Raw genomic sequence first — 13,049 nt, 5'->3', positions numbered from 1 at the left:
AATCCAACACATTTGTCAAGTACGAGACGACAGACTTGCCGGTTTCAGTTTTTAAAGGAGACTTTAGTATGGCAACCACCGATTTGACACATCACATCCAATCCATCCGCCTTGTTGATACACACGAACACATGAAGCGCGAAGCCGAATGGGTGGAAAACGGTCCCGATATCCTCCAAGATCTGTTCGGAAACTATGTTCCAGCCGACCTTGTCACAGCCGGTGCCTCTTCAGAAGCGATGGAAAACCTAATGGATGCTTCTCAAGACATTGCATCACGGTTTGAAGGTATCCGAGACGCGTGGGAAGCAACGCAGTTTACTGGCTATGGTGAGGCAGTCAGCCTCATCGCGAAACACATCTATGGACTTGACGAACTGACAGGCGATGGACTCGCGGGTGCCGATACCCTAAAGACGCTTCGCAATCCCGGCAAACGTTATCATATTTTACACGACATTGCGAATCTTGACCATATTCAAACGGATGACTTCAGTTGGCAGTGCACACCAGACACATCCGGTCCCGATTTTTTCCTCTATGATCTTTCGTGGGCAACATTCTGTAACGGACAGGTTGACCCAAGTGCTATTCACGCTGAAACAGGCGTTGAAGTCAACGACCTCGCTTCCCTTAAACAAGGGATGGCGGCGATTTTCGCCAAGCACGCTCCGTGCGCTATTGCCGTGAAATCGCAGCACGCTTACAATCGCACGCTCGACTGGATCGAAAGGAGCGATGCGGAGGCTGTTACTGCCCTTAACGCTGTACTTACAAAACCTGCTTCAGATATTGACGAAGCAACACGGCTCTGTCTTGGCGATTGGTGTTGGGCGAGAGGTGTTGAACTCACGATTGAACACAACCTTCCCTTTAAAATTCACACTGGCTACTATGCGGGTAATAACCGAATGCCGGTGCGGCGTATCCCTGCTGGCAATATGTGTGCGCTGTTCGCTCGTTATCTTGACGCGAAGTTCGTCTTGATGCACATCGCCTATCCTTACAACGATGAATTGGTCGCGCTTGCGAAACATTATCGTAACATCTGGGTTGACTTCTGCTGGGCATGGAGCATTGATCCGTATAGCTCGCGTGATTTCCTCCGCCGATGTATCCATGCGGTGCCATCAAATAAACTGTTCGCCTTCGGTGGCGATACAGGATGGCCCACCAGTGCGATGGCGTATGCGATTCAAGCGCGGAACGAAATTCGACGCGCGCTCGAAGCCGAAATTGCGGACGGTTACCTCACCGAAAAACAGGCAATGGCGTTTGCAACTCGGATCATGAATACAAATCAGTACGACTGCTTCGATATAAGCGGCACTCGCTCAAACATTGCGAAGGCGGCGTAAACTATGCGTCCCGTAAAGCCTTCAGGCTATCTGTATAAGGCGCGTGCGCGACTCCTTTTTCGGTAATAATTGCTGTGACTAACGCCGCGGGCGTAACATCAAATGCGGGGCTATAGACCTTCACACCTTCAGGTGCTGTCAGCTTTCCGAAGCCCTCTGTTACCTCTTCTGCCGCTCGCTGTTCAATAGGAATCTCTGCTCCCGTTTCAAGGGCGAAATCCAACGTTGAAGTCGGGGCGGCGACATAAAAGGGGATACCGTGTGTCTCTGCAAGGATAGCAACGTTATAGGTGCCGATCTTGTTCGCGGTGTCACCGTTTGCCGCAATCCGGTCGGCTCCGACAATAACGCATTGGATTTTACCCTCTTTCATGACCTGTGCCGCCATATTATCACAGATAAGGGTTACATCGATGCCTGCTTGCATGAGTTCCCAAGTGGTGAGACGCGCGCCTTGCAACAGTGGACGCGTCTCATCAGCATAAACTTGGATCTGCTTGCCTGCTTCGTGTGCACTGAACATGACGGCTAATGCTGTGCCGTAGTCGGAGGTAGCTAACCCACCCGCGTTGCAGTGCGTCAGAATAGTATCGTTTTCATTCAGCAACGCCATGCCGTGCTGCCCGATAGCACGACACATCGCTTTGTCTTCATCAATAATCTCCAGAGCCTCAGCAAGTAGTACCTCTTTAAGTTCAGGAATCTGAAGATGGCTGTTCTTTTCCGCTGTCTGCGTCATTCTATCAAGTGCCCAAAATAAATTAACGGCTGTTGGTCGCGAGGTTGCCAGATAATCGGTAGCGGACTTGAGTTCAGCGGCAAAATCATCGTAGGTCTCCGCGGTGGAATCCCATATTCCGAGCACTGCGCCTAAGGCACCAGCGATGCCGATTGCGGGTGCACCGCGCACACGTAGCGATTTAATTGCTTCCCAAGTTGATGGAAGGTCATCGCAATAAATTTGCTTGAATTCGTTGGGCAACAGCGTCTGATCGATCATCCGAATTCTGCCATCTGCCCACTCAATTGTTGAAACTGCCATTTTTCGGTAAAGTACCCTCCTCTAAAAAAACGAATTATATTTGAAAGAAATAGACAAAAGACTACGGTTGCCGACATATTTTTGGCTTTACTATAAAAGATAATAGCACTTTCCATGCCATAGGGCAATCAAAATTCACGGTTCAGTTTTCTGATATTAAATAGGACATGTTAGGTGCCCAAGTTCGTCGGTTAAACGCAGGTTCTCAGAATAATCAACGGGACAATCGATAACCGAAGGGACCTTCTGACTGAACGCATCTTTGAGTATAGGTACCAGTTCGTCGCTTCCTTCAACTCTATAGCCCTTGGCACCGAAGGCTTCGGCGTATTTAACAAAGTCGGGATTCGTGAAATCGATGTGTGCGGGTCTACCAAAACCGTTCATCTGTTTCCACTCAATGAGTCCGTAAGCCTCATCATTGAAGATAAGCGTCACAAACGGCACCCCGGTTCGCGTTGCCGTTTCGAGTTCCTGTGAGTTCATCATGAACCCACCGTCCCCGCAGATTGCCAAACATTTACGCTCTGGGTAGATAAGTTTAGCGACGAAAGCACCGGGTAGCGCGATTCCCATGGAGGCGAACCCGTTAGAGATAATGCATGTATTGGGTTGATAGCACGGATACATGCGGGCAATCCACATTTTGTGTGCCCCAACATCGGAGATGAGAATGTCATCTTCAGCGAGAACAGAGCGGACATCACTCAGGATTTTTTGTGGCTTCATCGGAAATCCCGCATCATCGCGATGTTGGTCGAGTTGATCGAGTATGATTTTCCGTAAGGTGTTTGAGGCATACTCTGAATCTTTGGGATAGATTTCTTGTGCCATCAAGTGTCTAAGGCTCTGTCGAATGTTACCGACCATTTCGACATCCGTGACATAAGCGGCATCACTTTCGCTCGGTTCCGTATCAATATGGATAAGTTTCTTATTCCGATCAGGATTCCAGAGGCGGGGATGATATTCGACAATATCATAGCCGATTGCGATAACGAGATCTGCCCGATCGAATCCACAAGAGACGAAATCGTTTGCTTGCAACCCGACACTGAGGAGCGAGAGCCGATGCGTCCACGGAATACTGCCTTTGCCCATAAAGGTATGGGCAACCGGAATATTTGTCATCTCAGCGAATTGCGTCAGAATCCGAGAAGCACCTTGGCGGACAACACCATTTCCAGCAAGGATAATAGGCTGCTTTGCATCGTTAATCAGCTGCGCGGCACGTGCCAAACAGGACGCAACGGGTTCTGCCTCACTCGGAAAATCGTGTGGTACGGGTTCCGCGCTGACTTCCATTTTTGCGACATCCTCTGGAAAATCGATGTGTGTCGCCCCCGGCTTTTCTGCCGTCGCGACCTTAAAGGCTTTGCTGACCGATTCGGGTATGATTTCAGGGAGGTGGAGGAGTGTATTCCATTTTGTCATCGGTTTGAAGACGGAAACGACATCCATATATTGATGTGATTCTTTGTGCATTCTGTCGAGACTCGCCTGCCCGGTGATTGCAACGAGCGGTGCCCTATCCATATTGGCATCAGCAACCCCTGTGACAAGGTTCATGGCTCCGGGACCGAGAGTAGAGAGACAAACCCCGGCGCGCCCAGTGAGTCGTCCGTAGACATCCGCCATAAAGGCGGCACCCCGTTCATCGCGGGTCTGAATAAATTGAATATCGGATCCCAATAAGGCATCCATTAAATCCAAGTTTTCCTCACCCGGTAATCCGAAAATATAGTCAACGTTTTCATTTTCTAAGCACTTAACAATCAGTTCTGACGCTTTCATAGGTACACTTCCTTGTGTTTTTTTAGCATACAAAAAATTTGTTTTTTCTCTCTGAATTGCCTATCATTATAATATAACAGATTGAATTCAGAATTACAATTTTAAAGTAGTAAGCATACACGGCGCACCGTACAGCAACACCACAAATAACTATGACAAAAAAATTTATCTATCTCTACATTCTCGTCCTATTCGTCAATTCACAATTCGTCTTTGCGCAAAGCAACTCAGACGACTTTTCCTACATCACCGAAACACCCGGAGAACTGATTGTCCGTTTACATCCAGATGCCTCCAGCGAGCAACTTGAAACATTGAGTAGGCGACTCGGTGCTACGTCTATTTCCCCTATCTTTCCACGGAATACGCTTGCTGGACAACACCCACGACTCCGCCGTAATTATCTCATCCGATTTCCAAAAGGGCGGGCGTTGGAACCCTTACAGCGACGGTACGAACGACACGCTGCAATTGAGGCAGTTGAGACGAACCGCCTCAACCAATTTTGTGCGGAAACGGTGCCGAACGACCCAGACTATACGGAACAGTGGAATTTAAATTTGCTGAACATGCCACAAGCATGGGAGGTTGAACACGGAAAACCACACGTGACAGTGGCAGTTGTTGATAGCGGGATAGCAACCCAACATCCAGAATTTCGTTTGCAGCTTTGGGAAAACATCGGTGAGATTCCACAAAACGGAATTGACGATGACGGAAACGGTTATGTTGACGACAGAAACGGATGGGACTTTAGCGATGCACCGACCCTTCTCGGCAGTGGCGATTGGACAGAACGCGATAATGACCCTGAAGACGAGGGAGGGCACGGGACGCATGTCTCTGGTATCATCGCTGCGAAAACGAACAACGGGATTGGAATTGCCGGAATCGCCCAAAATTGCCGTTTGATGCCTGTAAGGGCGAGTTTCAAATTTGGGGGTGGCACGTATATTCAGAATGACGATGCCGCCGCTGCTATCGTCTATGCAGCGGATAACGGAGCAAACGTAATTAACATGAGTTGGGGAGACACGGTGCGCGCCTTTATCATAGAAGATGCAATAGAATACGCCTACAACCGTGGATGTGTTCTCATTGGTGCAGCGGGAAATTCGGCAGTATCTGGATCTTATTATCCGGCGGGTCTCAAAACCGTCATCTCTGTCGCGGGACTTGGACGGGAAAGACAGATGTGGGACGGTTCTAATTTTGGTGCCACAATTAACATCGCCGCACCGGCTGAGGAAATCCTCAGCACAGCACTTAATGGAGAATACCGAAAGAGGTCCGGTACGTCCATGGCGGCTGCGCATGTCTCTGGCGTTGCTGCGCTCGTCTTGTCTGCGAATCCACGCGCCACCAATACAGAGGTTCAAGAGAAACTGATTGGGACTGCGAACCCACTTTTCATTACTGAACTCGTTGGTGCCGGTTCATTGGATGCACACGCCGCACTCGCTGCTTCAACACCCTTCATTGCACGGATCAACACTGATCGGACATTCCAGCACGCTATCGAAAAAATTGAAATCTTCGGTAGCGCAAGTGGTGCTGAGTTCACCGCGTACTGGTTAGAGTATGGTATCGGCGAAATACCGAACTTATGGTTCCCTTTGGGAGCCGTGCAAACCGAACCGAAGTTGAATGCTTGTCTACATGAGTGGGACACTTCCACTGTAGCAGAAGGCAGGTATACACTGCGACTCAGCGTTAAATTGGTAGACGGAGATATCAAGAGAGTTAAAACAGTTGTTGATGTGAGCCACAGATCACCACTTATTTTAAGGCACGAATCGCAGCCATGGTTTGCAGGGAACAGGTTTGATCCAGTCGTGATATGGGAAACAGAGGAACTCACCACAGGCAAAATAGAACTCCTCACAGCAAATGGAAATATTGATAGAACGGGACGCTCAGACGCAGAGAATCTGCTTCATATTGTTAACTTGTCCGACTTAGGTATCTCGCCGGGTGTCTATATGTACCGCTTGGTGGTGCAAAATCGTGCAGGATTCCAGCGCATTGATGACAATAACGGCAGGCTGTATCAGATTGAAGTGCGGAATACAGTAATTCATTCATCGCATCTCTCGCAAATCGCCTCTGCTGATCGTGGGTTGCACGCTATTGTTTCACCAGTGGACATAAACGGAAATGGAAGATTAGAGCTCTTCGCTGTCGAAATGGATACCGGGACCGCACAAATTTTTGAGATAGGAGATAACAATACCTACGAGCCGATCTTTTCATTCACTGAACCCCTATGGCCCTGGGCGACAGCGGATACAGATGATGACGGGCTTATCGAGATATTGTGCAACGCTTCAGGAACAGCATTTTTGTTGGAGCAACCTGCACTGGGCGAATTTCCAACGCAACGTATCTGGGAAGCGCGAGGGAGCTGGAGTCGGACAATTGTTGATGCGGATGCAGATGGTATGCCTGAAATCTTTGCGCGCGACGATGCGACCAATTCTATTTCAGTATACGAGGCAGCCGGAGATAATAATCATACAGTTATAGCCACTCTTGAAAATCCGACCGGAGGAGACAACGGAATTAGTGCGGATTTTGCTACCGGCGATTTTGATGGCGATGGACGGGTAGAAATTTTAGTCGGGGACAGCGATGGAGAGCTGTTCATATACGAAGCAATTGGAAATAACCAATATAGACAAACGTGGATAAGTCCACTTTCCGAAGGGACTCCGCAACTTTTTGCCGCCGGGGACCTTGACGGCGATGGAAACGCAGAGTTCGCTATCTGTGTGAAGACAGGGACTCAAGTTGGTACTATAGAATTATTGGATAATCGGTACTATCATTGGCTTTTGACCGTTTTCAGCGCAGAAGGTGATGATACATACCGTCCTGTGTGGCAGCAGCGTATTCGTGATATACACGATAGCGGGAATGGGATGACTATTGCCGATGCAAACAGTGATGGACGAAATGAACTTTGTATCTCTGTCCAACCGAATTTCTATCTTGTGCAATATGACGGGACAACGTATCAACCTATCTGGCACCATTCCGCAACAAGTACTTTTAAACCGATTGTGGCGAATCTAAACGGAGATGACGCAAATATACTGCTATTCAATAGCAATAACACCTTGACGGCTTTTAATCGGAACTCAAACGGCGGACGTTCAGAGTCATCCGAATCGGTATCTGTTGTGTTAACCCATCGCCCGCGGCTGCTTACCGGTGTGCTTTCGCCACCGAATCAACTTCTGCTGCAGTTTGATAAACCGATGGGAACCTCAGCGACGCATGCTGGACGGTACCGTCTGTATAGACAAAAAAACATGGAAAACGGTTCGGAGAGTTATACACCGCGCTCAGCAATCCTTGATAAGACCCAGAAACGGGTTGTGCTTACATTCTCATCCGAGGTTTTCCGTACAGGGAATTATTACCAGATTGAGGCATTGCAACTTTCGGATATATACGGTGCTAATCTCGCAGACGATGCCACAACTGTGACAATAACGCTCCCCGCACCAACATTGGCAGCGGCGATTGTCTATCCCAATCCGGCAAAAGAATGCAATCAGGTTACCTTCGATAAAATACCGACGGGAACTCACATTTACATTTACGATGTTAGTGGGAAGTGTATTGCCTCATTTACTCAGACAGAACATGAAAGAGATAGGAGAGTTTGGGACCTCACAGGGGTCAGCAGTGGTATTTATATCTATGTTCTTTCATCTGAAAGGGATCAGCGCGTGGGCAAGCTTTCTATCATCCGCTAAGTTTCGATTACCTCGCTACTGTCCCGCATTGAGCGGAACAAAAGCAGGGTTGAGTTTGAACACGTTTCGGATTGCTTTCACTGCCTTCTTCCGTTCGTTGGCTTTGAGTGCGACCTGTGCGAGGTGATAGTGCAGTTCAACGGCATCGCTTTGCAGATCAATGGCACGTTCTAAAGTTTTCATTGCCTTATTTACCTGCCCCCGTCTTGATAAAACCCAGCCAAGGGTATTGTGATAGGCAGCGACATCCGGATTGAGTGTCACCGCTATATAGGCTAACGCCTCAGCGAGTCTCAGCTTAGGAGCAGTTTGCAAAACGGAACCTATAGACGACAGCGGTAAAATTTTCGAGTTTGCAGCTAAGACATGCGGATAATTGTCTGCATAAAGGCGTGCGAGGTTATTGTATGCCTCGCCATATTTAGGGGCAAGACGTATCGCCTGTTCGTAGGCACGTTGTGCCTCTAATACACGTCCGAGTTTCATGTACGCTATACCGAGGATATTGTAGGTTTCATAGTCGCGCGTCGTTCCTTCCGCTATTGAAGTAAGTGGATACACACCAACAAGTGAGGCTTCAGCAGCAAATACGTCGGGGTTGTCGTCCTCTCTCGCCTCTAAAAACGTTTCATACGCTTCAGCGGCGAGGGCATACTGACCTTCCTTGAAGTATGCGAATCCGAGTTTTCTATAGGAATTAGTCGGTAAGATACCGAGATTCTTACTCAATTCATACGAATTAATGGCTTTCCTATAAAACCCCTCTTGGATGTAGAAATCACCTTCTGCCAAGGAGCGTTTTACCAACTCCGGTAGTTCACCTTCAGAAAGCCCAATGCGAGATAGTGGGCTTAACTCTACGCTACTATACTTCTGATATTGGATAAAACCGATCGTAGCGATAATGAGAGCAGCCCATAAGAGCAGATAAACACGCGTTCGGTATAGCCACTGTTTAGAGAGGTACCTGCCCGGGTGTATCAGCGTGAGGAGAAAATTCTCACGGGGGGGTTCTTCAAGTGCGGTTCCTTTTGGATGATACGGCACAGTATCAGCATTGGGTGCTAATACAGGAAGGTTAACCGAAGAACCCGCGAGACGAGTGGATTGCGCGATGGATTCTGCCAAATCGTCTATTTGCTTGTCCGCTTTTTCTCGTTGTGCCGATTCTGTATCAGTTGCTACCTGCTCTGTAGGTTCTTCAGGATGTGCTGGATCCGTGTTATCGGTTACCTCTTCTACAGATTCCGCTTCATCCATAACCTCAGTCGGTTCCTCAGTGAACTGTGTATAATTCGTTGCCTCAGTTATCTCTTCTGGTGCCGCCACAGTCTCTTCGTATAGGTCAGGCTCTGCCTCACCAGATTTAGCTGCTGATACCTCATCTGTCGCCGCATCCTCTCCGTGTTCTGTGAGCGGATCGTCGGACGCTTCCGTTTGAAACCGCTGTGTGCTGTGAGCCGGTGAAGGATCTGAACCCAGTTCTATTACTTCCGCTTCTGGCGCAACCTGTGAATCTCCAAAACTTGTTGTTGGTGATGGTTCATTTGCATCCATCTGTTCATTACGCGGCTCAGGTTCAAATGTCTCTGGAGATGCAGAAGTGCTTCCGTCAGCATAACGGGTCTGAATGCGTGCAATACTTTTTTTCACCTCTATCCGGGTGAGTATAGAACCGGCGGTGGGGAACGATTCGAGCAGTGGAAGGGCATCAGGTGTAGCCAACTCACCAATCGTCTCAAGCATTGCCCAAAGCGTAAGATCGTTTGACTCGACCTGCAACGCTTCAAGTAGCGGCTCAGCTGCGCGAGTTGCGTCCAGCTGCGCAAGTGCTTTCGCGGCTTCGCGGCGTATCACCGAATCCGAATCAGCAAGGCACTCAATTAGGGGACTTATCCCTTGTGAGTTGCCTTGTGCGACAAGGCTGGCAATAGCACTGCTACGCACAATGCTCGGTTGTGTTGTGTCTGTTACATTCTGGATGAGTTGCTCAAAAGATAACATAGTTTTTCTTTACGCAAATTGAACCCTATTACTATTTTTAATACACTATCCCCATTAATAAAACGATTTTTATACAAATAGGGTTTCAAACCTCCGTAACAGGGCAGGGATTCGTATACAAAAAAAGTATAAATATGGCGAATTTTACAATTAACTTGACATTTTTGAGCTGTAGGAGGGAACTCCAATTCCCGACTCTGCGAGAACTCCGATGACGGCTGAAAGCCAATGTAGGAGGGAACTCCGATTCCCGACGCTTACCGACAATCGATAACTGATAACCCTCTTGTAGGAGGGGTTTCTAACCCCGATTTTAGAACGCGCGTCTAAGCCCTAACGGTGTGATAGGTGTATAGTCCTCGGTTTCCATTTTGACAAAATATTTACTTATGAAAGAGCTAAATAATTCTGTGAAAAAAAGTCCTGTTTCTTGACAAGAGGGGAGGTTAATGCTATAATTTTCAGTAGACTGAAGGACAATCAAATATGAGGGAAAGTCAGGTACAGAAGATATTAACTATTATATCGGACAGCGTGAAGTATTGTATGTAATTATGATGAAATTGCTGAAAGCGAGATCAGGAGGATAAGGATGAACCCTACAGACGGCACTCTCCGTTCCGGATGTTTTTTTGGAAAAAATTTTTTTATTTGTCAGACAACAGATAAAACAGTAAAAGGCATTTTAGAAGAAAAAGGCACATGGAAAGTAAAACTTGAAACTGCCGAAGGACATCCTGAGTATCATCCTCTCGCTTGCCCTTGGGGTAGTGCCCATATACTTGAGGCTAAACACGATGGTAATCAAAAAACATTAGCTTGTAAACGCTGTGGTGGTTTATGGCTCGCTATCATTGAAAAAGATAGTAGACTCGAATATTACCCAAAGTCTGTGACAGCGGATTTTACAGAAGAAGGCGAAATCCCTATTTTAGAAGGTGAACAAGTTAACTTTGTAAAGGACACATATGTAGATATGATGACTGAAATACAATCTCAACCGAGTTTGGTTGAAAGTCGGGAAAGTGCCCGCCAAAAAATAAAAACACAAATTGCCAGGGGTTATCAACTAAGGCACCATGAGATACATTCGGAAGATGAGTTGGAAAAGATCGTAGCCGAATGTAGAAACTGGTCACGTTGCAACAAGACCCTTTTATTGCGGTTATTTACTAACTCGTCAGTAGCCGATGCGTACAGTCCTTTCAGTTATCAGAAACCTTTCAGCTCAGCAACGAATCCTCTCGTAAATCCATCATTGGAAGAGCAAGTAAGCAGGTACCGGGAACGTATTACTAATAGCATTAATAGTTTGAAAGGGCTTTATGATGAACTTGATCTAATTCCTGAGACGACAAAAATTGCTGATGCAGGCTCGCCCGCGCACATTTTCGGTGATAAGATATTCATCGTTCACGGGCATGACGAAGCTGTAAAATATAAGATCGCCAAGTTTGTCACTGACTTGGGTTTAACTGTAACGATACTTGACGAACAGCCGAGCAAGGGCCAAACAATCATTGATAAATTTGAAGAACATGCGGACGAAGCTGGCTTTGCAATCGTTTTATTAACAGCAGATGATGTTGGCGCGCCAAAAGATAAAGCAGGCGAGCTCAAACCGAGGGCACGTCAGAATGTTATTCTGGAACTCGGCTATTTTTTTCGTGCTTTAGGGCGCGAACGTGTATGCGTTTTCTACGAGAAAGGAGTTGAGTTTCCATCAGATATGCACGGTATACTTTATGTCACCATGGATAATGCTGGTGGATGGAAATTGAAATTAGCAAAGGAAATGAAGATTGCAGGGCTACCTATCAATCCGGAGAATCTGTTGTAGAACAGACAAACTTGTTTAGAACTTGAGTTCAATATAAAGCGGTTTCGGGGGACTGTCGTGTAGATTGGGTTAAACACCTCATCAGATTTTGAAATTGAGGTGGAAACTTGGTATTCCATTCCGCTTGGAATCCCAAAATTGTAGCAAAACCGACACGTTTTTTCTTAATCTTAAATTGATACGTATTAGGTTGGCTTCTTTGGCCCGGAGGGGCAACATGTGTGTAGAAATAGGCGTAATGTCACTGTAGATTTTAAGTCAAATCAAAGAAGGGAAAGTTAAATGGCAACGTACATAAACGGACGTTCCGAACAAGCTCTAATCCTCGAAGAACTTAAAAAGTTAAACAACAAACAAGTTTCAGACTCATCTGCACGTTCTTTCGGTAACAAAATCTTCATCGTGCACGGACATGACGAGGCAGCTAAGCACAAGATCGCCAGGTTCATTGAAAACCTAGACTTAACAGCAACGATACTCGACGAACAGCCAAGTAAGGGCCAAACAATCATTGATAAGTTTGAAGAACATGCAGATGAGGCGGGATTTGCAATCGTTTTGCTAACAGCTGATGATGTTGGCGCACCGAAAGATAGAACAGATGCACTCAAACCGAGGGCACGTCAGAACGTTATTTTGGAACTCGGCTATTTTTTGTCTGGATTAGGGCGCGATCGTGTGCGTATTCTTTATGAAGAAGGTGTTGAACTACCATCAGACATTCACGGAATAATCTATGTACAAATGGATGAGCGCGGCGCATGGAAACTAGAATTGGCTCAAGAAATGGCATCCGTTGGTATAACGGTTGATATGAACAAACTTCTGCCGAATAGATAAACTTAATGCTTATGATTCATAATACTATAAACTTACATTGCTGTCATTGAATGGACTGATGAATAGCGAAATAGAGGAGAAACTATGAAGGAGAAAACGCTACCAAAGTTACTTGTGAGTAGAGAAGAAACAGAGAAGAAAATACAAGAACGGATTGATAAAGGTCAACAACTTCATGATCTGCCAATACGTTCACAAATTGAATTGAACAAAGCTAAAGCTGAGTTTAAAAAGTGGTCAAAGTACAACCAAAAGATGTTGCTCAAATTATTTGATAATTCTTCAATAGCAGATGAATGCGGGCCATCTCTATTTGTTGGCGCGTGGACAAATGCCACTCTGAATGATAAAGTAGTAGTCTTTCAATGTTGAGTTTACGATAAAGTTGTTGACTTTTTGAGATTTCG

General features: G+C 46.6%; 8 protein-coding genes. 5 read left to right on the top strand and 3 right to left on the bottom strand.

Annotated features, from left to right (window positions below; all coding sequences use genetic code 11):
• Positions 1 to 68 precede the first annotated feature (68 nt).
• Positions 69 to 1,358 (top strand): amidohydrolase family protein, encoded by a 1,290-nt coding sequence (locus tag OXH39_21925; GenBank protein ID MCY3553127.1) that lies wholly within the window; start codon positions 69 to 71, stop codon positions 1,356 to 1,358.
• Position 1,359: 1 nt separating this feature from the next.
• On the opposite strand, the gene mtnA is transcribed toward OXH39_21925, so the two are convergent.
• Complete coding sequence (gene mtnA / locus OXH39_21920; GenBank protein ID MCY3553126.1) at positions 1,360 to 2,400, bottom strand: S-methyl-5-thioribose-1-phosphate isomerase; 1,041 nt, start codon at positions 2,398 to 2,400, stop codon at positions 1,360 to 1,362.
• A 156-nt stretch (positions 2,401 to 2,556) separates the two neighbouring features.
• Entirely contained in the window at positions 2,557 to 4,194 is a 1,638-nt protein-coding gene (locus tag OXH39_21915) for an acetolactate synthase large subunit (GenBank protein MCY3553125.1), read from the bottom strand.
• A gap of 152 nt (positions 4,195 to 4,346) precedes the next feature.
• On the opposite strand from OXH39_21915, the gene OXH39_21910 reads away from it, so the two are divergent.
• Positions 4,347 to 7,958 carry a S8 family serine peptidase gene (locus OXH39_21910; GenBank protein ID MCY3553124.1) on the top strand — a complete coding sequence of 1,204 codons (3,612 nt, stop codon included), beginning with the start codon at positions 4,347 to 4,349 and terminating at the stop codon, positions 7,956 to 7,958.
• A 15-nt stretch (positions 7,959 to 7,973) separates the two neighbouring features.
• Here the strand turns inward: OXH39_21910 and OXH39_21905 are convergent, their stop codons facing one another.
• Positions 7,974 to 9,962: a tetratricopeptide repeat protein gene (locus OXH39_21905; GenBank protein ID MCY3553123.1), complete on the bottom strand. Its 1,989-nt coding sequence runs from the start codon at positions 9,960 to 9,962 to the stop codon at positions 7,974 to 7,976.
• 592 nt (positions 9,963 to 10,554) lie between these two features.
• Between OXH39_21905 and OXH39_21900 the strand changes: the two genes are divergently transcribed.
• The 3 genes from OXH39_21900 (at position 10,555) to OXH39_21890 (ending at position 13,014) form a co-directional block, all read left to right on the top strand.
• Entirely contained in the window at positions 10,555 to 11,802 is a 1,248-nt protein-coding gene (locus OXH39_21900; GenBank protein ID MCY3553122.1) for a nucleotide-binding protein, read from the top strand.
• Positions 11,803 to 12,084: 282 nt separating this feature from the next.
• Complete coding sequence (locus OXH39_21895) at positions 12,085 to 12,642, top strand: nucleotide-binding protein (protein MCY3553121.1); 558 nt, start codon at positions 12,085 to 12,087, stop codon at positions 12,640 to 12,642.
• 84 nt (positions 12,643 to 12,726) lie between these two features.
• The gene (locus tag OXH39_21890) at positions 12,727 to 13,014 is read left to right on the top strand and encodes a hypothetical protein (GenBank protein MCY3553120.1); all 288 of its coding nucleotides are present in this window, start codon (positions 12,727 to 12,729) and stop codon (positions 13,012 to 13,014) included.
• The last annotated feature ends 35 nt before the right edge of the window (positions 13,015 to 13,049 follow it).

Source organism: Candidatus Poribacteria bacterium, from assembly GCA_026702755.1.
Classification (GTDB): Bacteria; Poribacteria; WGA-4E; order WGA-4E; family WGA-3G; genus WGA-3G.
This window is presented reverse-complemented; position numbering and strand designations above follow the sequence as displayed.

Bases quoted from the DNA above. Each gene is read 5' to 3' on its own strand.
- OXH39_21925 (MCY3553127.1), top strand. From the start codon at position 69: ATGGCAACCACCGATTTGACACATCACATCCAATCCATCCGCCTTGTT.
- mtnA (MCY3553126.1), bottom strand. From the start codon at position 2,400: ATGGCAGTTTCAACAATTGAGTGGGCAGATGGCAGAATTCGGATGATC.
- OXH39_21915 (MCY3553125.1), bottom strand. From the start codon at position 4,194: ATGAAAGCGTCAGAACTGATTGTTAAGTGCTTAGAAAATGAAAACGTT.
- OXH39_21910 (MCY3553124.1), top strand. From the start codon at position 4,347: ATGACAAAAAAATTTATCTATCTCTACATTCTCGTCCTATTCGTCAAT.
- OXH39_21905 (MCY3553123.1), bottom strand. From the start codon at position 9,962: ATGTTATCTTTTGAGCAACTCATCCAGAATGTAACAGACACAACACAA.
- OXH39_21900 (MCY3553122.1), top strand. From the start codon at position 10,555: ATGAACCCTACAGACGGCACTCTCCGTTCCGGATGTTTTTTTGGAAAA.
- OXH39_21895 (MCY3553121.1), top strand. From the start codon at position 12,085: ATGGCAACGTACATAAACGGACGTTCCGAACAAGCTCTAATCCTCGAA.
- OXH39_21890 (MCY3553120.1), top strand. From the start codon at position 12,727: ATGAAGGAGAAAACGCTACCAAAGTTACTTGTGAGTAGAGAAGAAACA.